The organism is Cupriavidus sp. 86D6 (genome assembly GCF_057815095.1).
The window spans coordinates 53,469-74,789 of sequence record NZ_JBYPSB010000008.1; the positions used below are offsets into that span (position 1 = coordinate 53,469).

General features: G+C 67.3%; 20 protein-coding genes. 6 read left to right on the plus strand and 14 right to left on the minus strand.

Annotated elements, in window-relative coordinates:
* Positions 1-297 precede the first annotated feature (297 nt).
* Entirely contained in the window at positions 298-1,212 is a 915-nt protein-coding gene (locus AC3G88_RS18910; protein ID WP_488773438.1) for an amino acid ABC transporter substrate-binding protein, read from the minus strand.
* Positions 1,213-1,216: 4 nt separating this feature from the next.
* Positions 1,217-2,521 (minus strand): dicarboxylate/amino acid:cation symporter, encoded by a 1,305-nt coding sequence (locus tag AC3G88_RS18915; RefSeq protein WP_488773437.1) that lies wholly within the window; start codon positions 2,519-2,521, stop codon positions 1,217-1,219.
* Between the two features lie 408 nt (positions 2,522-2,929).
* Between AC3G88_RS18915 and AC3G88_RS18920 the strand changes: the two genes are divergently transcribed.
* Entirely contained in the window at positions 2,930-6,058 is a 3,129-nt protein-coding gene (locus AC3G88_RS18920) for an efflux RND transporter permease subunit (RefSeq protein WP_488773436.1), read from the plus strand.
* A 36-nt stretch (positions 6,059-6,094) separates the two neighbouring features.
* Here AC3G88_RS18920 and AC3G88_RS18925 read toward each other — a convergent pair whose 3' ends face one another.
* Positions 6,095-7,012 (minus strand): LysR family transcriptional regulator, encoded by a 918-nt coding sequence (locus tag AC3G88_RS18925; protein ID WP_488773435.1) that lies wholly within the window; start codon positions 7,010-7,012, stop codon positions 6,095-6,097.
* 163 nt (positions 7,013-7,175) lie between these two features.
* Here AC3G88_RS18925 and AC3G88_RS18930 point away from each other — a divergent pair, with 163 nt between their 5' ends.
* Together AC3G88_RS18930 and AC3G88_RS18935 are read left to right on the plus strand one after the other, a co-directional pair.
* Complete coding sequence (locus AC3G88_RS18930; RefSeq protein WP_488773434.1) at positions 7,176-8,462, plus strand: MFS transporter; 1,287 nt, start codon at positions 7,176-7,178, stop codon at positions 8,460-8,462.
* A 57-nt stretch (positions 8,463-8,519) separates the two neighbouring features.
* The gene (locus AC3G88_RS18935; RefSeq protein ID WP_488773433.1) at positions 8,520-9,269 is read left to right on the plus strand and encodes a creatininase family protein; all 750 of its coding nucleotides are present in this window, start codon (positions 8,520-8,522) and stop codon (positions 9,267-9,269) included.
* A gap of 36 nt (positions 9,270-9,305) precedes the next feature.
* On the opposite strand, the gene AC3G88_RS18940 is transcribed toward AC3G88_RS18935, so the two are convergent.
* The 5 genes from AC3G88_RS18940 to AC3G88_RS18960 form a co-directional block, all read right to left on the minus strand.
* Positions 9,306-9,857: a cytochrome b gene (locus tag AC3G88_RS18940; protein ID WP_488773432.1), complete on the minus strand. Its 552-nt coding sequence runs from the start codon at positions 9,855-9,857 to the stop codon at positions 9,306-9,308.
* A 12-nt stretch (positions 9,858-9,869) separates the two neighbouring features.
* On the minus strand, positions 9,870-10,952 hold the full coding sequence (locus tag AC3G88_RS18945; RefSeq protein ID WP_488773431.1) for a catalase family peroxidase: 1,083 nt from the start codon (positions 10,950-10,952) through the stop codon (positions 9,870-9,872).
* Between the two features lie 118 nt (positions 10,953-11,070).
* Entirely contained in the window at positions 11,071-11,826 is a 756-nt protein-coding gene (ydfG, locus tag AC3G88_RS18950) for a bifunctional NADP-dependent 3-hydroxy acid dehydrogenase/3-hydroxypropionate dehydrogenase YdfG (protein ID WP_153948318.1), read from the minus strand.
* 127 nt (positions 11,827-11,953) lie between these two features.
* On the minus strand, positions 11,954-12,691 hold the full coding sequence (locus AC3G88_RS18955) for a CbtA family protein (RefSeq protein WP_488773430.1): 738 nt from the start codon (positions 12,689-12,691) through the stop codon (positions 11,954-11,956).
* Positions 12,692-12,703: 12 nt separating this feature from the next.
* Positions 12,704-12,928, minus strand: coding sequence for a CbtB domain-containing protein (locus tag AC3G88_RS18960; protein WP_488773429.1), 225 nt, complete (start codon positions 12,926-12,928; stop codon positions 12,704-12,706).
* A gap of 254 nt (positions 12,929-13,182) precedes the next feature.
* Between AC3G88_RS18960 and AC3G88_RS18965 the strand changes: the two genes are divergently transcribed.
* The gene (locus AC3G88_RS18965) at positions 13,183-13,770 is read left to right on the plus strand and encodes a histidine phosphatase family protein (protein WP_488773428.1); all 588 of its coding nucleotides are present in this window, start codon (positions 13,183-13,185) and stop codon (positions 13,768-13,770) included.
* On the opposite strand, the gene AC3G88_RS18970 is transcribed toward AC3G88_RS18965, so the two are convergent.
* Entirely contained in the window at positions 13,764-14,141 is a 378-nt protein-coding gene (locus AC3G88_RS18970) for a hypothetical protein (protein ID WP_488773427.1), read from the minus strand. The two genes, AC3G88_RS18965 and AC3G88_RS18970, sit on opposite strands and share 7 nt — an antisense overlap.
* Positions 14,142-14,399: 258 nt before the next feature.
* Here AC3G88_RS18970 and AC3G88_RS18975 point away from each other — a divergent pair, with 258 nt between their 5' ends.
* The gene (locus AC3G88_RS18975; RefSeq protein ID WP_488773426.1) at positions 14,400-15,134 is read left to right on the plus strand and encodes an ABC transporter substrate-binding protein; all 735 of its coding nucleotides are present in this window, start codon (positions 14,400-14,402) and stop codon (positions 15,132-15,134) included.
* Between the two features lie 61 nt (positions 15,135-15,195).
* Here AC3G88_RS18975 and AC3G88_RS18980 read toward each other — a convergent pair whose 3' ends face one another.
* The 4 genes from AC3G88_RS18980 to AC3G88_RS18995 all read right to left on the minus strand — a co-directional run bounded on the left by AC3G88_RS18980 (position 15,196) and on the right by AC3G88_RS18995 (position 18,391).
* Positions 15,196-16,023, minus strand: coding sequence for a CsgG/HfaB family protein (locus AC3G88_RS18980; RefSeq protein WP_488773425.1), 828 nt, complete (start codon positions 16,021-16,023; stop codon positions 15,196-15,198).
* Between the two features lie 65 nt (positions 16,024-16,088).
* Entirely contained in the window at positions 16,089-16,682 is a 594-nt protein-coding gene (locus tag AC3G88_RS18985; protein WP_488773424.1) for a tetratricopeptide repeat protein, read from the minus strand.
* A gap of 373 nt (positions 16,683-17,055) precedes the next feature.
* Positions 17,056-17,217 (minus strand): hypothetical protein, encoded by a 162-nt coding sequence (locus AC3G88_RS18990; protein ID WP_488893788.1) that lies wholly within the window; start codon positions 17,215-17,217, stop codon positions 17,056-17,058.
* Positions 17,218-17,245: 28 nt separating this feature from the next.
* A complete protein-coding gene (locus AC3G88_RS18995) occupies positions 17,246-18,391 on the minus strand; it encodes a DUF4382 domain-containing protein (RefSeq protein ID WP_488773476.1) in 1,146 nt (381 codons plus the stop codon).
* Positions 18,392-18,696: 305 nt separating this feature from the next.
* On the opposite strand from AC3G88_RS18995, the gene AC3G88_RS19000 reads away from it, so the two are divergent.
* On the plus strand, positions 18,697-20,259 hold the full coding sequence (locus tag AC3G88_RS19000; protein ID WP_488773423.1) for a serine hydrolase: 1,563 nt from the start codon (positions 18,697-18,699) through the stop codon (positions 20,257-20,259).
* A 39-nt stretch (positions 20,260-20,298) separates the two neighbouring features.
* On the opposite strand, the gene AC3G88_RS19005 is transcribed toward AC3G88_RS19000, so the two are convergent.
* Positions 20,299-21,306, minus strand: a complete 1,008-nt coding sequence (locus AC3G88_RS19005; protein WP_488893772.1) for a Bug family tripartite tricarboxylate transporter substrate binding protein — start codon at positions 21,304-21,306, stop codon at positions 20,299-20,301.
* Positions 21,307-21,321 lie beyond the last annotated feature (15 nt).

Here is a 21,321-nt window from a genome sequence, read left to right on the forward strand (position 1 = left end):
GCCCGGCCCGGTTTTCCGTGTGATGTCCGGGCGCTCGCTGCGATGCTTGCAGACTAGGCCCGGAATGTGACGCGGGGGACGTACAGAACAGGCACAGCCGGAAGAGTACAGTTTGCGCCATCGCAGTGCACAAACCCGAAACTGTGCTTATCGATTTGGCATGAGAGGGGGGCATTCACGCCGATTCCTCATCATTTTGAGCCGCCAAAGACGTGTGCGTTATCGATTACACCCGCTCGATATGCTTGTTATAGGAAGCGTTATGGCGATTACTGCTGCTTATGCCACGCTCATCCCCTACTCCGGCTGCTGCGGCGTGGCGTCGATGATGTCCTCCAGCTGGGCGCTCATCGGGATGCCCAGGCGCTCGCCGGTGGGTAGCCGGTTCAGGAACCACTGCTTGTAGAGGCGGCCCAGCTCGCCCGACGTAATCAGGTCGCGCACGGCCTTGTCGACCACGGCGGCGAACTGCGGGTCGCCCCGGCGCAGCATGATGCCGTAGGGGTCGTAGGACAGGAATTCGCTGGTCACGATGAACTGCTTGCCGGCGTTGTAGTGGGCCAGGAAGCCGTACAGCAGCACGTCGTCGCCGGCGTAGGCATCGGCGCCGCCGTGGCGCATGACCTCGAAGGCATCGGCGTGGTCGCGAGCGCGGATCAGCTTGATGCCCAGGTTGAAGCGCGTGGACAGATCCTCGATGGCGCTGGCGTTGGTGGTGCCGGCCGTGGCCACCACGGTCTTCCCCTTGAGGTCGCGGAACGTCTTCACCGGGGAATTGCGCGGCACCATCAGCTTGGTGCCGGCCACGAAGATGACCGGCGAGAACGCCACCGTGCGCATGCGTTCGGCATTGCGCGTGGTCGATCCGCACTCCAGGTCGGCCTTGCCCGACGTGATGGCGTCGAAGCGATTTTCGGACGTCACCGGCACCCATTGCACGGTCAGGTTGCGGCTGATCTCGGCCGCGGCGGCCTCGACAATGGCCTGGCAGATATCGATCGAATAGCCGATCGGCCGCCTGGCCTGGTTCAGATACGAGAACGGCAGCGACGATTCCCGGTAGCCGATGGTCAGCACGCCCGTGTCCCTGGCCTTCTTCAGCGTGCCGGACAGCGCTACGGCATCCTGCGCGTGGGCGGCCAGCGCGCCGCAGCCCAGCAGCACCAGCGCGGCCAGGCGCCTTGCCGCCACCTTCCAGACAGGGGCGCGCATGGTGTCAGGCCTCCGCCGTGCCGGGCTTGACGCGGGGTTCCTCGCCCGGAATGTCCTTCTCGGTCTCGGGCACCGGCCCGGTGGTCAGTTGCCCCTCCCACTTGGCCACCACGGCCGCCGCAATCGAATTGCCCACGGCGTTGGTGGCCGAGCGGCCCATGTCCAGGAACTGGTCCACGCCCATGATCAGCAGCAGCCCGGCCTCGGGGATGCCAAACTGGTTCAGCGTCGCCGCGATCACCACCAGCGACGCGCGCGGCACGCCCGCCATGCCCTTCGAGGTCAGCATCAGCAACAGCAGCATGGTGATCTGCGTGCCCATCGGCAGGTGGATGTCATAGGCCTGGGCGATGAACAGCACCGCGAACGTGCAGTACATCATCGAGCCGTCCAGATTGAACGAGTAGCCCAGCGGCAGTACAAAACTGGAGATTTTGCGATTCACGCCGAAGCGGTCGAGCGAGTCGAGCAGCTTCGGATAGGCGGCTTCGGAACTGGCCGTCGAGAATGACAGCAGGAACGGCTCGCGGATTAGCCGCACCAGTTCGAACACGCGCTTGCCCAGGAACACGAAGCCGGCCAGCGTCAGCAGCCCCCAGAGCACGAACAGCGCCAGGTAGAAGCTGCCCATGAACTTGGCAAACGTGATCAGGATGCCCAGCCCCTGCGTGGTGACCGTCGATGCAATCGCCGCGAACACCGCGACCGGGGCCAGCCACATCACCGCGCCGGTGATCTTCAGCATGATCTGCGCCAGATCCTCGATCACGGCGGCCATGCGCGCGCCGCGCTCGCCCAGCGTGGCAATCGCCGTGCCGAAGAAGATTGAAAACACCACGATCTGCAGGATCTCGTTGTTGGCCATGGCCTCGGCCACCGATTTGGGCACCAGGTGGGCCACGAAATCCTTGAGCGTGAACGCGTTGGTTTTCAGGTTGGTGGCGGCACCCACGTCGGGCAGCGGCAGGCCGATGTTCACGCCCGGATGCAGCAGCGTGGCCATGATCAGGCCCAGCGTCAGCGATACCAGCGACGCGGTAATGAACCACCCCAGCGCCTTGACCCCGACGCGCCCTACCGTGCTGGCATCGCCCATGTGCGCGATACCGATCACCAGCGTGGAAAAGACCAGTGGCGCGATGATCATCTTGATCAGCCGCAGGAAGACGTCGGTGATGATCGAGATATACCCGGCGATATCCTTGGCCACCTTCGGATCGGGAAACGCCGTGTTGCAGGCATAGCCAACCACTGCGCCCAGGATCATCGCGATCAGGATCCAGGTCGTGATATTCGACTTCTTGCTCATGACGTCTCCTTGGGGGCGGCCGTATGGAAGTCCTGCGCCGAGGTCTGCACCTGTAACGATAGGTCGCGGGTGTGCCATGGGCAAATCCTGAAACAGCCCATGCCGCCGCCTGCCTGCGCATCGCATTTCCTTTGATTGCACCAACACAGGGCGATGTTTATAATTCGCCACACTCGCCACCGGCCCGATGCGGCCGGAGCGTCATACCCAAAAGCGCGCGCTGCGCCGCCCGACCGAGCCATCGGGCCGCGCTGACCGTGCCCCCGGGCCTCACCGGCCCACCGACCGCCCGGCCCCCATCCGCCCAGCGGCGGCAGATATTGCGATACCCACCCAACCCCCGCCGAGTCTCGGCGCGCCGCCGCATGGCCGGGCGCGATGCACGGTGTTAGCAGTCGTTCGTCATCTATGGCGCATTTCTTCCTCCGCCGGCCCGCGTTTGCGTGGGTGCTGGCCATCCTGACCATGGTCGCGGGCCTGGTCGCGCTGAACCGCATCCCGGTGGCGCAATACCCGGCGGTGGCCCCGCCCATGGTGATCCTGTACGCCGACTACCCGGGTGCCACCGCGCGCACCGTGGAAGACCGCGTGACCGCCGTGCTGGAGCAGCAGATGCACGGCATTCCGGGGCTGCTCTACATCGACTCGAACAGCGAGGCCGGCACGGCCACGGTCACCATCGGGTTCAAACAGGGCACCGATCCGCAACTGGCGCAGGTCAACGTGCGCAACCGCGTGGCGCAGGCCGAGCCGCTGCTGCCCGAGGTGGTGCGCCGCAGCGGCGTCTACGTCGACCAGGCCAGCGCCAGCCCGTTCATGTACGTGTCGCTGATCTCGAAGACCGGCACGATGTCGGAGACCGCGCTGGCCGACTATGCGGCCGGCACGGTGCTGCCCATGCTGCGTCGCCTGCCCGGCATCGGCAAGGTGGAGCCGTACAGCGCCGAATACGCGCTGCGTGTCTGGTTCAACCCCGACCAGCTGCACGCCTACGGCCTGACCACCGCCGATGTCGAGACTGCCATCCGCGCCCGTAACGGCAGCGTCACGCCCGGCCAGCTTGGCGGCGCGCCCGCCGCGCCCGGGCAACCGTTCCAGGCCATCGTGCGTCCCCCCGCGCCGCTGGCCAACGCGGAATCGTTCGAACGGATCGTGCTGCGGCCAGCCAGGGACGGTTCGGCGGTGCTGCTACGCGACGTGGCGCGCGTGGAAATGGCCGCCGCCGACTTCCGCTACACCTCGTCGCTCAATGGCCGCGAAGCCGCATCGATGGGCCTCAAACTGGCCGATGGCGCCAACGTGCTGGCCACTTCGCGCACCGTGCGCGCGGCGCTGGACGAGGCCGCGCGGGGTTTTCCGGCCGGCGTGGCGTACGACATCTCCTATGACACCGCCCACTTCGTGCAGAACTCGATCACCCGCGTGCTGGTGACGCTGGGCGAGGCCACGGTGCTGGTGTTCCTGATCCTGTGGCTGTTCCTGGGCAACCTGCGCGCCACGCTGATCCCGTGCGTCGTGGTGCCGGTGTCGCTGCTGGGCACGGTGGCCTGCCTGCAGGCGTTCGGGCTGTCCTTGAATGTGATCACGCTGTTTGGCGTGGTGCTGGCCATCGGCATCCTGGTGGATGACGCCATCGTGGTCGTGGAAAACGTCGAGCGCATCATGCGCGAGGACGGCGTGGATGCCTTCACGGCCGCGTCGAGCTCGATGCGCGAGGTCTCGGGCGCGCTGCTGGCCGTCACGCTGGTGCTGTGCGCCGTGTTCGTGCCGATGACGTTCATGGACTGCGCCGTGGGCGTGATCTACCGCCATTTCGCCATGACGCTGGCCATCTCGATCGCGTTCTCGCTGTTCTTTGCGCTGACGCTGGCGCCCGCCATGTGCGCCACGCTGCTGCGCCACGGCGCCGCCCCCGCGCGCGGCCCGCTGGCCTGGTTCGAGGCCCGCTTCGCCGCCTTTACCACGCGCTATGCCGGCTGGGTCCACCGGCTGCAGCAACGGCGCCTGCGCTGGCTGGCGGTCTACCTGGCCATGACGGCGGCCTGCGCGCTGGTGCTCTGGCAGCTGCCGGGCGGCTTCCTGCCCGAGGAAGACACCGGCGAGCTGGTGATCGACGTGGAACTGCCGCCGGGCAGCACCCAGGCCCAGACGCGCGAGACCATCGCCCGGCTGGAACAGTGGATGACGCAGGAGAAATTCCCGATCAAGACCACGTTCTCGCTGCTGGGCTGGAACAATGGCGGTTCCGGTGAACAGCGCGCGAGCGTGTTCCTGTCGCTCGACGACTGGCAGCAGCGTGGCCGCGCCAATGCGGCCGACGTGGTGCTGGCGCGCCTGAGCAAGGGCCTGGAAGCGTGGCCCGGCCGGGGCGAAGCCCAGCTCTATCCGTACAACGGCACCGCCCTGCCCGAACTGGGCAGCACCAGCGGCCTCGACATGCGCCTGGTGACGCGCCGCGAAGGTGGCCGGCAGGACCTTTACGCCGCCCGCGACAAGCTGATCGCGCGCGCCAAGGCCGATCCCCTGTTTGCGGAGGTCCGCGCCACCGCCGGCCAGCCCACGCCGGCGCTGGACCTGGCCATCGACTATCGCAAGGCCGAGAGCTTCGGCGTGGACGCCGAGGCGATCCATCACGCGTTGTCGGCCACGATCGGCTCGCGCTATATCGACGAACTGGCCCGCGAAGGCCGCGTGCGCCGGGTGATCCTGCAGGCCGATGCGCCGTTCCGCATGCAGGCGGCCCACCTGGCGCGCGTGCACGTACGCAACGCCAGCGGCCAGATGGTGTCGCTGGGCGCATTCGCCACGCTGGAATGGGGCAACAGCGAATCGACGCTGGAACGCTACAACGGCCTGACATCGGTGCGGATCAACGCCGATACGGCACCCGGCGTCAGCACTGGCGCGGCGATGGCCAGACTCGAAACCATGGTCCGGGAACTGGGCGCCGACTACGAGGTACGCTGGAACGGCCGCGCGTTCGAGCAGCAGCAAAGCGGCACGCAGGCGCCGTGGCTGTTCGCGCTGTCGCTGCTGTTCATCTTCCTGTGCCTGGTGGCGCTCTATGAAAGCTGGACGCTGCCGCTGGCCGTGCTGGCCATCGTGCCCACGGGCCTGATGGGCGCGGCCGCCGCCGTCTGGCTGCGCGGGCTGCCCAACGACGTCTACTTCAAGGTGGGCGTGGTCGTCATCATGGGACTGGCGGCCAAGAACGCGATCCTGGTGGTGGAGTACGCCGAGCAGTTGCGGCGCGGCGGCATGGAGCGCGTGCAGGCCGCGACCCAGGCGGCCCGTCAGCGGCTGCGGCCCGTGGTCATGACGTCGCTGGCGTTCATCCTGGGCGTGGTGCCGCTGGCCATCAGCACGGGGCCCGGCGCCGGCGCGCAGCGCGCGGTGGGCACCGGCGTGCTGGGCGGCATGCTGGGCGCCACGCTGCTGGGCACGCTGGTGATTCCGCTGCTGTATGCGTGGATTGCGCGATGGTCGGCGGCCAGGAAGGCGACAACCGCCCCGACGGCCGACACCACCGGCGCCTGACGCCGTGCGGGCTGGCCAGCGTTTCCGCGGCCCCGCTCAGCCCCCTTCGGCGAAGATGCCCATGCGCTGCTGGATAAAGGCCAGCACCTCCAGCGCCGCCGCCGGCAGCGGGCGGCCGGCTTTGACCAGCAGCCGGGCCTGCGTGCCCCGGAACAGCGGATGGTCGATCGGCACGGTGGCCAGGCTGCCGGCGGCCACCTCGCGGTAGGCGGCGAACTGGCCGATCAGCGTCACGAAATCGTCGCAGGCCACGAACTGCTTGAGCGCCGACAGCGAATTGGTGACCAGCGTGGGCCGGATGCGGATGTTCTCGGCGAATTCCAGCATCCTGGCCGCGTGCCCGATGCCGTAGGACTCGGGCATCAGCGCCAGCGGATAGTCCATCACGTCGTGGATGGTGGCCGGCCCGCCCCGCAGCGCCAGCGGGTGGTCGTGACGCGTCAGCAGCACGATGGGCTGCGCCGAGCTGGCCCGGTATTCGATGCGCGGGTGCAGCGGCGGGTTGTAGGCCAGGCCGATATGGGCGCGGCTTTCGGCCACCTCGTTGAGCACGTCGTCCACGGGCAGGATCTCCATGCGGATATCGACCATCGGGTACTGCGCGCAGAACGGCGCCACCACCTCGTTGACCAGTGCATCGACATAGCCCTCGCTCAGCACGATCTGCACCATGCCCTGCTGCAGCCCCATCAGCGCATGCAGCTGGTCTTCGAGCTTTTCCTGGTGCGAGCGGTAGCCGCGCCAGAACTCCAGCAGGTGCGCGGCCGCCTCGGTGGGCCGCACGCCGCGCGCCTGCCGCTCGAATAGCGTGGTGCCCAGTTCCTCTTCCAGCAGCCGGATCTGGCGCGTGATGACCGACGGCGACGTATTGAGGCTCTCGGCCGCGCCCCGGATCGTGCCGTGCGCCAGCACTTCCCGGAAATATCGCAGCCGCTGCTGATTGATTTCGCGCATCGCTTGCCTTTTGTTATCCGAACGCCACTTTCAGTGCGCGAAGCGCCTCTGCGTTGCCTTCAGAAGAACGAAGTGTGAACTTTGTTGCTGTTGGTGTCAGTCTACGCGGCTGCCACTATCGAAGCCAATCCCACAACCATCACAACGCTCTGGAGACTGGCAAATGTTAGTGATGTCGAACCCCGCCGCCGTAGACGGCACCGCCGCGCTGTACCAGAAGATCAACCTGCGGCTGCTGCCGTTCCTGCTGGTCTGCTACCTGTTTGCGTACCTGGACCGCGTCAATGTCGGCTTTGCCAAGCTCCAGATGCAGGGCGACCTGGGCTTTTCCGATGCCGCCTACGGCGTGGGCGCCGGCATCTTCTTCATCGGCTACGTGCTGTTCGAGATCCCGAGCAACCTGATGCTGCCGCGCATTGGCGCGCGCAAGACGTTCAGCCGCATCCTGGTGCTCTGGGGCATTACGTCGGCCTGCATGCTGTTCGTGCGCGACGTGCCCACGTTCTACGCCATGCGCTTCCTGCTTGGCGTGTTCGAAGCGGGCTTTGCGCCGGGCATGATCTATTACCTGTCGTGCTGGTACGGCCCGCAGCGCATGGCACGCGCCATCGCCATCGTGTTCCTGGCCGGTCCGATCGGCGGCATCGTCGGCGGTCCGCTGTCGGCATGGCTGATGACCGCGCTGGCTGGCCATGCCGGGCTGGCCGGCTGGCAATGGATGTTCCTGGTCGAGGGCCTGCCCTGCCTGGTGCTGGGCGTGCTGGCCTGGAAGCTGGTGCCCGATCGGCCCGCCGACGCGAACTGGCTCACCGCCGACGAAAAGCGCCGGCTCGAACAGGAACTGGCCGTGCCCGCCGCGCACAAGCATGCGTTTGGCGCCGTGGCGCGCGACCCCAGGGTCTATGTGCTGGCGTTTGCGTACTTCTGCGTGATCGCCGCCATCTATGCGCTGAGCTTCTGGCTGCCGACGCTGATCAAGGCACAGGGCGTCAACGACACCGTGCGGCTGGGGTGGTACACGGCCCTGCCCTATGTGGGCGGTGCCATCGGCATGCTCTACATGGGGCGCCGCTCGGACCGCAAGCGCGAGCGCCGCTACCACGCCGCCGTGCCGGCGCTGGCCGGCGCCGCGCTGCTGGCCGGCTCGACCCTGGCCGACGGCAACCTGGCGGCCACCATCGCACTGCTGACGCTGGGCACCACCACGCTGTGGATGACCTACACGGTGTTCTGGGCCATGCCGTCCGAATACATCAAGGGGCCGGCGGCTGCCGGCGGCATCGCGCTGATCAACACCATCGGGCTGTCCGGCGGCTTCTGGGGCCCCGCCATCATCGGCTGGGCCAAGTCGGCCAGCGGCAGCCTGCATCCGGGCGTGCTGATCATCGCCGCCATGCCGCTCGCCGCCGCGCTGATCATCCTGGCCAACCGGCTGCCCGCACGACACTGAGCCCCACCCAATCCGAAGCCCTCCCCGCCACACCCCACGTACGACAAGGAGTCAAACATGCTGCTGTACCTGTCCACCTGGTCTGAAATCGAGCAATACCTGAAGCGCAGCCGGACCATCGTCATCCCGATCGGCTCCAACGAGCAGCACGGGCCCACTGGCCTGCTGGGCACCGACTGGATGTGTCCGGAGATCATCTGCCGCGCGGCCGAGCAGCAGGCCGACATCCTGGTGGCCCCCACCTTCAACATCGGCATGGCCCAGCATCATCTGGGCTTTGCCGGCACCATCTCGCTGCGCCCGACGACGTTCATTGCGGCCATCGTGGACTGGACCCGCTCGCTGGCCCGCCACGGCTTCGAGAAAATCCTGTTCCTGAACGGCCATGGCGGCAATATCGCGTCGGTGGAAGCCGCGTTTTCCGAGATCTATGCCGAGTCCAGCTTCGCCGGGCGCCGTGCCGGCTTTGCGATGAAGCTCACCAACTGGTGGGACCTGGAAGGCGTGAACGAACTGGCCAGGCAGATGTTCCCGACCGGCCACGGCGCGCACGCGACGCCATCGGAGATCGCCGTCACGCAGTACGCGTACGCGCATGCGATCAAGCACGCCGACTATTCGCCGCGCATCGCGCCGTCCGGCCCGATCCGCGAGGCGCTGGACTTCCGCGCCCGCTTCCCCGACGGCCGCATGGGTTCGGACCCGAACCAGGCCACGCCGGAAAAAGGCCGCGCCCTGGTGGAGCTGGCGGCCAGCAGCCTGGTCAAGGAACTGGCGGCGTTCGGGACCGAAGCCGTGCCGGGTTGATGGGATCCCCGGTGGCTTCGGAAGCCAACAGCCCGATCATCGATACTGCCGGCGTCCGCCCGGGGCCATGGCCTGGAACACGCCGTCGCGCAGCACCAGCGCATGCAGCAGCGCGGCGGCCAGGTGCAGCAGCACCACCGCGAACAGCGTCAGCCCCAGCCACGTGTGCAAGGTCCGCAGCCACGCGAACAGCGTCACGTTGGCCGGCAGGATCGGCGGCAGGTGGAAGCCGCCGGCCATCGTCACCGGATAGCCGCCGGCCGACAGCATGCCCCAGCCGATCAGCGGCATGGCCAGCATCAGCGCGTAAAGCACGTAGTGCGATGCCTTGGCGACGACGCGCTGCGCGGCGGGAATGCTGTCCGGCAGCGGCGGCGCGCCACGCCGCAGGCGCACCGCCAGGCGGACGATCACCAGCAGCAGCAAGGCGATGCCCAGCGGCCGGTGCAGCGCCACCAGCGTGTCGTGCGCGCGCGAAACGGTAAAGACCATCCCGACCCCGACAAACAGCATCGACAGGATCAGCACGGCCATCAGCCAGTGCAACAGCTTCTGCAAGCCGCTGAATTGTGTATGCGTAGCCTTCATGCCTGGTTCCTTTTATCGGGATGCCTGCTGTCCGTGCGCGTCGAGGGCTTCCTCGCGTGTGCGGCGCTGGTAGGACACCGCATAGGCCGCCGAGCGCGCCGCCAGCAGCGGATCGTTCGACGCGGCAATGCCCGACGGCAGCACGGTGGGATCGAAATTGACGTCGCGGCAAACGCCACCATCGGCCTGCGAACTGGCGCGCTCGATCACGAGCGTGCCGGCGTCCACCTGCCGGCGGTCATCGGGCCAGGCCTGCGTGGCATCGTCGGCGGGGTCGCCGGGCTCGCCCAGCGTCAGCATCAGACGCCAGCGCAACGGGCCGGCGGCCAGCTTCTGCGTCAGATCGGCGGCCAGGAACGATGCCTCGCCCTTCGCGGCGTCGGTGACCGGTGCATAAGGCAGCTCGGGCTGCACCGACCAGCGCACGGCCTGCCGCTTGCCGGCCGCATCGACCAGATAGAACGCGTTGACGCTGTAGTAGGCGCCATTGGCGAAGCTCGATGACGGCGGATGGCTCTTGATCCAGCCCTGGAACGCGCCAAGCGCCGGATTGGCTTCGGCGAAGGCCTTGATGCGGGCGGGATCGGGCTTGTGCGTGGCCGGATCGGGCTGGCTGGCCTGCAGCAGCCCATAGAACTGCTCGGGTGTATGCACCGGGAACAGTGGCACCGAATTCATGCCGGTACGCCACTGCTGGCCGTCCGCCTGCTTGAACATCAGCGCGAAGCTGCGGATCGGCACGCTGCCGTCGGGCGCCTGCGGATTGCCGCCCGGAATGGCCAGGCGCCCGATCACGGGCGTGCGGCCCTGGGCAAACACGCCGGCCTTCGACAGTTGCGCGGCCGCGCCCGTGCTGTCGAAATAGCCTTCGACGCAGACGCCCTTGGCGTGATTGCGCCGAAACCCTTCGTGCACGCCGTCGTTGCGCTGGAACTGGTTGACGATGGCCTGGGAGGACAGCCGGTGCGGCGCGATCCACCCGCCGGTATAGGCGAAGCCGCCGGCCAGGACGAGCACCACGGCGCCGATGGCGCCCAGGCGGCACGGCACGCAGATGCGCGTGCGCGATGGTGATGGGGGGGTGTTGTCGGTCAATGCGTACTCCCGATGTGTGAGAACTCATCCGGTATACGCGCAACACCAGGCGGCTATTCCCCCCGCCCGAAAAAAAATCGCCCGGCAGCCTGACGAGGCCGGGCGAATCCGAAACCGCTTACGGTTTCTCGCGGGTAATCGACAGGGCGCTGAACGACTGTGTCACCGGCATCACTTCGAGGTAGTTGATATTGACGCGCGCCGGCAGCGTGGCGGCCCAGAACACGGTCTCGGCGATATCCTCGGGGGTCAGCGCGTCGGCGCCTTCGTAGACCTTGTCCACGCGCGATTGGTCGCCGCTGAAGCGCACATTGGAGAACTCCGTGCCGCCGACCAGCCCCGGGGCCACATCGGTCACGCGCACGCGGGTGCCGGTCAGGTCGGCACGCAGGTTCAACGAGAACTGGTGCACGAAGGCCTTGGTGGCGCCGTAGACGTTGCCGCCCGGGTACGAATAGGCACCCGCCACCGAACCGATGTTGATCACGTGGCCACGGTTACGCTCGACCATGCCCGGCAGCACCGCGCGGGTCATGGTCACCAGGCCCGTGACGTTGGTGTCGATCATCGTTTCCCACTGGTCCAGGTCGGCCCGGTGCGCGGGCTCCAGGCCCAGGGCCAGGCCGGCGTTGTTCACCAGCAGGTCTATCTGGGCATAGTCGGCCGGCAGGCCCGCCACGGCGGCGAATACGGCATCACGGTCGCGCACGTCCAGCACCAGCGGCAGCACGTTGTCGCGACCCAGCTCGTCGACAAGGGCCTGCAGCCGGTCTTCACGGCGGCCGGCGGCGACGACGCGATGGCCGGCGTTGACGAAGCGGCGGGCGATGGCGGCGCCGAATCCGGCAGTGGCTCCGGTGACGAATACGATCATGTTGGCTCTCCAGCTTGAATCAGGTTGGGCCCCGGATACTACACCGTTGCCCGCAAACCCGCGTGTCAGCGGATGCAGATCGATATTACGCGGCGCGCGGCAGGATGACCCCGGGGGCGGGCCGACCTTACGCGCGCGACGCGCGGCGGCCCGGCGCCATGACCGGATCGGCCAGACGGGCGAACAACAGCCCCAGCGCCGCCCACAGCACCGCCTGGATGCCGAACGCCGCCACGCGGTACTGCCACAGCAGCGTGGCCGGGAAATGCGCAGGCACCTCGTCGATGCCCGGCAGCAGCGCATGCGCCAGCGTGGCCAGCACCGCGAAGATCGCGCCGGCCGCAAGGCTCACCGTCCAGCCGTCGCGGTGCGCGCCCAGCCGGCGTGCCGCCACCACCGACACCACCATGGCCGCCAATGACACGCCGATCATCGTGAAGAACAGCGCCGTACGCAGGCCGATGGTGGACGGATCGCCGATGGCCGGCGGATTCGGCGGGTACTTGAAGAATGGCACCAGCACGATTGCGATATAGCCCAGCAGCGCCAGCAGGCCCGAGGTGGCCCGCACGCCCAGGGCGCCCAGACGGCCGTGGACAAACGCGAAGACCAGCGCGAACAGGCCGCCCAGCGCGGCGCCGAACACACCCAGCCCGACAAACAGGCCGACGCCCGACTGCGTGTCGCGGCTGACCAGTTCCGGCATCTCGTGCGCATGGCTGCCGCCCATCGCGTGGGTCGCCTGTTCCTCGAAGGCAATGGCCGCCTCCACCTGCGGCTCACCCACCACGCGCGCGAACGCAAAGGCCAGCAGGCTGGCCAGAAAGCCCGCGATCATGCCGCGGACCAGCAGACTTCTCACCATGAGGGGGCCTTGTCAGTGGCAGGGAAAGCCAAGCAGATGGCGACCGTCGTGCACGAACTCATGCACGTACATGGTGTTGAAGATGGCGGCGGCGCCCTCTTCCACGCCCACGAAATAGATGGCCAGGAGCAGCAGCATGCCGCCGAAGATGGCCCAGGGCAGCAGTTCGCGAACAGGGATCGTGACCGGCGCGATGGTCGGCGCGATGGCCGGCGCGAGAGTGGCGCTTGCGTGCATGAGGATTCTCCTTGAGGATGACGCGTCCCGAGACGGATGGTTGTGCCCGAGGAGAAGGTCTGACTTGCCGGCACCCCCCGCGATCACACGCGGGCAGCCCGGGATACAGTGGCGCGACCGTGCCGGCATCTCACCGGCTTCCTCTCTTCGGAATCCGTGCATTCTAGTCGAGGGGCTGCCGATCCACCTAATCGTTGCCGCCCTTGCGCATCAGCCGTCAGCCATCCGCATCAGCCAGACCATTGCCAGCCAACATGACCCGCCGCCTCACCCTGCTCTGCGTACCCGCCACGGCCGCCCTGCGCGCCGGACGCTTTCCGGCCGACGACGCGCTGGAGGAAGGCGCCGCCGTGCAGATCGCCCGCAGGGCGGGCAAGCTCGGGCAGCCTGACCGCGTGCTGTGCAGCCCGATGGCCTGTGCCCGCGACACCGTGCGGGCCCTCGGCCTGGCCGTGACAGCGGAAGACGCGTTGCGGGAAGTGGACTACGGCCGCTGGCGCGGCCAGTCGCTCAAGGATATCGGCGCCGCCGAGCCCGACGCGCTGGCGGCATGGCTATCCGATCCGGACATGCACGCGCACGGTGGCGAATCGCTGGCCGGTGTCTACGAACGTGCCGGCCTGTGGCTGTCGCGCCGCGCCCCTGGCCATACGCTGGCCGTGACCCACGCCAGCGTGATCCGGGCCGTCGTCGCGCACGCCCTCGGCGCGCCGGCGCGGGCCATCATGCAAATCGATATCGCGCCGCTGACGCTGACGACGCTGTCAGGCCATGGCGATGCGTGGCGCCTGACGTCGGTCGCCGTACCGGTCGTGGCACAGCCCGACGCGCCCCGTTACTGAGTCGGCGGACAGTTCGCCGCCCCGCCCTGGTCGGTATTGCGGAAGGTCACCACCAGCCGGCTGTCCTTGGCCATCATCAGCGTGTTGCCGTAGGTCACGGTCGGCATGAACGCGATATCGGGCGCCACGGCCACCGGCGGCTGCCGCTCGGCATCGACGGTCAGCACCAGTTCGACGGTATAGCTATCGATCGCGGTGCCCTGTGGCGATTGCGCGAACTTCTGGCGGAACGCGCACATGTCGCGCGTAATGTTGTCGAGCGCCGCCTGCACGGATACCGACTTGCCAGGTGGAATCGGCGCGGTATTGCACGCCGCGAGCAGCACGGGAGCCAGACACGCCAGGATGGTGAAGCGCAAGGGCCGGATCATCGATATCTCCCGCACGTTGGGCGCCTTTGATGCGATGCACTCTACTGCCCACCCGGGCGGCGCTCCATTGGCCTGAAGGCCAACCTTCATTGCGTTTTTATCAATGGCTATGCAATATCGCGCGATGCAAACGACGTCCCCCCGCTCCCGAAGGCCCGTTTTGCGCCTACAACATCACTTCGGTATGTTTGCCGGGCCGCGTGGTGATGCACGACACCTCGGACGCATCCGTTGAAAGCGACGATCGACAGGAACGACATGACTGCTGACAAGGCCATTCTCGATGCCTTCGCGCCGACCGGCGTGCTGCGTGCGTCGATCAATCTGGGCAACCCTGTGCTGGCGCATCGCAAGGATGGCAACAGTGCCGGCGGCGTCTCCGTGGACCTGGCCACGGCGCTGGCTGCACGGCTTGGCGTGAAGCTGGAACTGGTGGTGGTGGAAACGGCGGGCAAGTCCGTCGACGTGGTATCGAACGAGGAAGCCGACATCGGCTTCTTCGCCATCGACCCCAAGCGCGGCGCGACCATTGCGTTCACGGCGCCGTACGTGCTGATCGAAGGCTACTACATGGTGCGCGACGACTCGCCGGTACGCGCCAACGCCGACGTGGACCGTGCCGGCACCCGCGTGGTGGTTGGCAAGGGCAGCGCCTACGACCTCTACCTGACCCGCGAACTGCAACACGCCGAAATCGTGCGCGCACCGTCGTCGCAGGCGGTCGTCAAGACCTTCCTGGAAGAGCGGCTTGATGTGGCTGCCGGCGTGAAGCAGCAATTGGAGGCCGACACCGCCGGCATGACGGGCCTGCGCCTGCTGGACGAGCGGTTCATGGTGATCCGCCAGGCGATGGGCGTGCACAAGTCGCGCGGCGAGGCCGCTGCGGCCTATCTGGCGAAATTCGTCGAGGAGATGAAGGCGTCGGGCCAGGTGGCCGCCGCCTTGCAGAAGCACAACATCCAGGGTGCCAACGTGGCCCCGGCGGAAGGCTGAAACCGCCGCCAGGAGCGGGATGCGGAAAGCTGGGTGGCCCTGGCTTCCCGCGCCGGCAGGATTACGAGCCGACCTTCAGCTGGCCGCCGCGACCCAGGCCGCCCTTGACTTCCTGTGCCTTGTAGTTGCGCAGCGACACCACCATGTTGTTGTAGGCGTCCATGAACGCGGCCACGGTGGCCTTGCCTTCCGGCGTGCGCGAGAAACCGCCCAGCCCGCCGGCCGCACCGCCGCCGAACGCGCCCATCGCCGCGCCAAAGTTCGTCGCCGTGGCATTGCCTTCCGAGATCGACAGCTGCACGCCCGAGCGGATGTCGAACATGGTCAGCGTCACCACCGAAGCCTTGCTGGCCATGGCGCCACCCACCAGCGCGCCAACGCCGCCGAACAGGCTGCCCACGCCGGCGGCAAGCTGGCCCGTGGCGTCGTTGTCGATGATGATGGCCGGCTCCATGTAGTAGTCGGCGGCCACGCGCTGACCCTTCTGCTGCTTCGAGCCGGCGCGGAATTCACCCGAGTTGCGCTGCTTGTCGGTGATGTTCGACAGCTTGCTTTCCGTGCGGTTGTTGCCCACCGACGTGATCACGAAGCAGTTCGACTGCTGCACGGCGAGGCGGATCAGCGGCTCGATGGTCGTGATCTTCGTGGCGGCGCCAAAGCTTGCATACCATTCCTTGCCCCGGCCATCGTCAACGGCCAGCGTGCCCAGCGGCGTGTCGCAACGCTCCAGCGTCGGGTTGGCGTTCACGCTGGTTGCGCCGCCTGCTGCGCCGGTGGCCGCCGTAGGCGCCGTGCCGGTGCTGATCGAGCCACCACCCATGTTGGCGCAGCCGGCCAGCACCATCGACGCGGCCAGTGCGGCCGCGCGCAGAGAGATTGTCTTGGACATGAAATCGCGTTCCTGTTGACGGAAGTAAGGGAAAAATCGGGAAGGGAAGAAATGGCGACCGGCGCTTAACGCTGGTACCAGCCGGAGGGGCCCCAGACCCAGTAATACGGATAGCTGCTGTACCACGCGTACCACGACGTGCGATAGGCTTCGCGCACCCGGTACAGGGCCTGTTCATCCTTCTTGGCGGCCTGGGCCTGCGGAATCAGCGCCGCGGCTTCCTTGTTGCCCTTGGAAGCGGCACGGGTCAGCCATGCCTCGGCTTCGGCCGGGTCGGCGCCCATTTCCTCGAAGCCCATCAGATAGAGGCGGCCCAGCGCAAGTTGCGCCTGCACATGGCCGTTGTCGCCAGCCTTGCGCATCCATTCCAGCGCCTGGTAGGTGTTGCGCTCCACGCCGTCGCCGCGCAGCAGGCGCAGTCCCAGGTCGTAGGCGGCGTTGGGATTACCTTCCGCCTTTTCCGCCAGCGCCTGCATGCGCCGGTCCGATTCGGTCGGGCCTGCCGGGGTGAAAGTGGCGACACGGCGGTCCTGCTCGGCGCAGGCGTTGCCGTTGCACAGGCGTACGGTGGGCGACCGCGACAACTGCGATTCCGGCGTCTGGGCACAGGCGGCCAGGCCGACAATTGCCGTAAATACCAAATGAGTAAAGAAACGCATGAAACGACCACCCCGAAGATTTGTTTAGTTTTTATTCGTTTTGCTACAACAGCACATTGTAAGCAAACGTTTAGATTGTAACCATAGTACATGTAGCGATTGCAATACTTTGTACCCATTGCCAGCACCCGGAGCAGACGGGCGTGCCCAATACGCAACAGTAATCATTCGCTTTTGCATCCAGGGAACATGTAGCCAGCCGTCTACCCACCCTGTGGGTAACGCTCCGGCGCGCGCCCCTGCCTGGTCGAGCGGCGCTTATGTATGGTTGCACTGCGGCCGCCGCTTCTCGTTTGCACTACGCTGCTGCGCGGCAAAACAAAAAGGCCGGTCGAGTGACCGGCCTGCCGTTGCGTCCGGGCCTTGCCGCGGATCAGCAGTTGCCTTTCTTCGCCTGGCCCGGCGGACAGAATCCGTTGCCGGGGCCGCCTTGCGGACGGGCCGCCGGCCCGCTGTCTGGCACGTAGTAGGCGCAGCCGCCGAGTAGTGTGGCGCTGGTAACAAGCATGATGAGGATGGTTTTCATGGTTTGCATGGGCGACTGAGCCTGTCAGTCACCGGGTTTAAAAACTGAAGTTGACGCCGGACTGGCCGCCGTTGAACACGTTGACAGGACTGGTCTGCGTCGCGCCGCCCGCGCTGGTGGCCTGCACCGAGTACTGGCCGGCGGCCGACGACACGGCCGACAACGCAATCGGCAGCGTCGTGCTGTAGGTGCCGGCGAGCGGCGCCGCGGCCGGCAAGGCCAGCGAGTACGCGCCGGTATCGAGGTTGGCGTTGGTCGATGCAATCTCGTAGGACGCCGAGCCAATGGACTGCAGTGCGCGCACGTCAGCCTGCGCCGAAGCCGTGGCCTTGCCGGACACCGTGTTGGTCGTCGAAGCCGGCAGCGTGATCGGCGACCCGGCCGTGGCGACCGATGTCGTGGCACTGGCCGTCACCGGCACCGCGCCGATGATGCCGGTGGCATGGCCGGACGGCAGCCTGTTGTCGACGATGACCACGTCGTAGTTGCCGCCTGTGCTGCTCTGCACCAGCGGCGTCAGCACGAACTTCCCGCTGGCATCGGCCACGGTGCCGCGAACGATCTTGCCGTTTTGCTCCGCGTAGACGGTGGCGCCAGCCTGCGCGGGCGCCACAAAGCCGGTAATCGACCCGCTGACGGTCATCGGCGTGGCCGTGACCACAGGCTTCAGGCTGTATCCGCCATTGCCCTGCTGGACGATCGACTTGCAAGCGTTGAAGTCCAGAATCAGGTCGACCAGCGTGTTGGCCGGCACAGTGAAGGGCTGGATGATCTTGTACCCGCTCTGCGTGGCGCTGGGCGTGGCCAGCGGCAGTTCGGCCGTCGTGCCGGACACCACCACCGCATTGGCCAACGAATTGCCCTGGTTCGCGCTCAGCACCAGCCGCACCTGCTGGTACTGCCCGGCGGGCAGCGGCGCCCGCCCAAGGTCGAACAGCACGCCGTTTCTCAGGGACAGCAGATCGACCCGCTGCGGCGTGGCAAGGGCGATGTCCGTCCAGCCGCTGTCGTTGTCGCCTGCCGCATTGCTGGCGTTGACCCGCACCTTGCTGACCGTGACAAAGACGTGGTCGAAGCCGCAGGCCGGGGCATCGGTCATCGCCACATGCAACGTGCCGTTGGTGGACGTTGTGTTGTCGTTGCCGCCGTCGCCGCCGCCGCACGCGACGACCAGGAACGGCATCGGCAATATGGCCAGGCTACGGGCCAGGAATTTGGGCAGATCGAGCTGCTGGCTTCTGATTGTCATGACAGGGCCTCTCCTCAGGGCGCGGTGGTGCCCAAAGCATAGGCTCGGCGCACGCCAGCGCGGACCTGCTTTTGCAACGATTCGTAACGAAAATGAAACAGATCGGCATCGCCCGCAGGCCCTAAGTGGGCCACAGCACGTTCGCCACCGACCGGCTCGCCTACAGTGATGCTTATCCACGTGCGCGAGCCGCGCCCCCTTTTGCAGCGTTATCAGCATTTCCAGCCAGGAGAACCGCCGTGGGCACACTGCGAGATCGTCGCCGCTTCCTAGGTGCCGCGCTGGGCGGCGTGCTGATCCCCGCCCTGCCCGCCTGCGGCGGCGGCGATTCCGCCCCGGCCCCCGCGCCTGCGCCAGCGCCCTCTCCCGTTCCCGATGCGCAGATCACGCGGGCCATCGCCCAGGTCGATACGCTGGCGACCAACCTGATGACCAGCTCCGGCGTGCCCGGCATGGCCGTCGCCGTGGTGCACGGCGGCCAGACGGTGTATGCCAGGGGATTCGGCCGGCGGCTGGTGACCGACCCCGCGCCCGTTGATGCCGATACCGTGTTCCAGCTGGCATCGGTTTCCAAGCCGATCGGCGCCACGGTGGTGGCACGGCAGGTGGGGCGCGGCAGCATCCATTGGGACACGCCCGTCATCGCGCAATTGCCGTGGTTTGCCCTGTCCGATGCCGATTCCACCCAGGCCGTGACCGTCGGCGACTGCTACGCGCATCGGTCGGGCCTGCCCGACCATGCCGGCGACCGGCTCGAAGACATGGGCTACGACCGCCGCCAGGTACTGACACGCCTGCGCTTCCTGCCCGTCCACCCACTGCGCACCGCCTACGCGTACACCAACTTCGGCATGACGGCCGGGGCCGAAGCCGTGGCAACCGCCGCCGGCATCGACTGGGCCACGCTGTCGGAACAGGCCATCTACCAGCCGCTGGGCATGACACGCACCAGTTCGCGCTACGCCGACTTTGCCGCCCGCGACAACCGTGCGCTTGGCCACGTCAAGGTGAACGGCGCCTGGGTGCAGGGGCTGGGAACCATGCCCGATGCCCAATCGCCGGCCGGCGGCGTCAGTTCGTCGGTCAACGACCTCGCGAAATGGCTGATCATGCTGCTGGCCAGGGGCGAGTTCGGCGGCCAGCGCATCGTCGATGCCGCTGCGCTGGCGCCCGCGCTGGACCAGCAGATGCAAAGCGGCCCGCCCGTCAACGGCCGGCCGGCAAGCTGGTACGGCTATGGCTTCAATGTCGGCACCACCGAGCTGGGCCTGACGTCCTACAGCCATTCGGGCGCCTTCGCGGTGGGCGCGGCCACCGCCTTTACGGCCGTGCCGTCGCTGAACCTGGCCATCGTCACGCTGACCAACGGCTACCCCATCGGCATCCCCGAGACACTGAACGCGCAGTTCTTCGACCTGGTGCAATACGGCGCCTTCCGCCGCGACTGGGGCGCCATCTTCACCGATGCCCTGGCGTCACTGCTGCTGCCGGAGGGCCGCCTGGTCGGCCAGCCGCCGCCAGCCAGCCCGCTGCCGGCACGGGCCCTGTCAACCTACACCGGCACCTATCGCAACGACTATTACGGGTCGCTGCAGGTCACCGAGCAAGGCGGCGCACTGGTGATGACGCTTGGCGCCCGGCCGCTGACGCTGCCGCTCACGCACTGGGACGGCGACAACTTCACGTTCACCCTCCACAACGAAAACGCCACACCCGGCACGATCTCGCAAGCCGTCTTTGGCAGCGACCGGGTGTGGCTGGAGTACTACGATCACGAGGGGCTAGGGGTGTTTTCGCGGTGAGGGGAAGACACGCCGCCAGGCCCTACGGCGCGCGCGGCGTTATTCGAGCGTGATGTTGGCGGCCTTGCCCACGCGGCTCCATTTGGCGATATCGGTCTTCTGGATTTCGGCCAGCCGCTCGGGCGCGCCGCCCACCACCTTGATCCCCAGTTTGGCCAGTTGCGCCTTGACGTCCGGGTCCTGCAGCGCGCGGTTGATCTCGGCGTTGAGCCGCTGGACGACGGCGGGCGGCGTGCCGGCCGGCGCGAAAATGCCCTGCCATTGCTCGGCCTCGAAGTTCGCCACGCCGGCTTCGGCCATCGTCGGCACGGCTGGCAGGCTTGGCACCCGCGCTGCGGTAGCCACGGCCAGCGCACGCAGCTTGCCGGCCTGCACATGCGGCAGGATCGGCGCCGTGGGCGCGAACATGAAATCGACGTGGCCGGCCATCACGTCCTGGATCGCCGGGACGTCACCCTTGTACGGTACGTGGTTCATGCGCACGTTTTCCTGCTGCTGCAGCAGTTCCGCCGACATCTGCAGGATCGTGCCGTTGCCGCCCGACGCATAGCTCACGGTGCCGGGCTTGGCCTTGGCGGCTGCCACCAGGTCCTTGACGCTCTTGTACGGGCTGTTCGGTCCGACGATCAGCACGCTGGGGATGGTGCCCAGCAGCGCCACCGGCGTGAACGACTTCACCGCGTCATACGGCAGCTTGGGATTGAGCGCCGGGTGGATCGCGTGCGAGGCCGTCGATGCCCCGAGCAGCGTGTAGCCGTCCGGCGCGGCGCGGGCCACGAAGGCCGAGCCGATGGCGCCGGTGGCACCGGGCCGGTTCTCGACCACGATCGTGGTGTGCAGCGCCTGGCCCACCTTCTGCGCGACCAGGCGCGCCAGGATGTCTGTCGTGCCACCGGCCGGGTACGGCACGATGTAGTTGATGACCTTGCCGGCAGGCCAGTCGGTCTGCGCATGGACCGCGCCAGCAGCGAACGATGCGGCGGTCAGGCAGACCGACAGGCCCAGCTTGCGCATGCGGGCCGACAGGCAAAGCGATGTGAACATCATGTCTCCAGTTCTTTT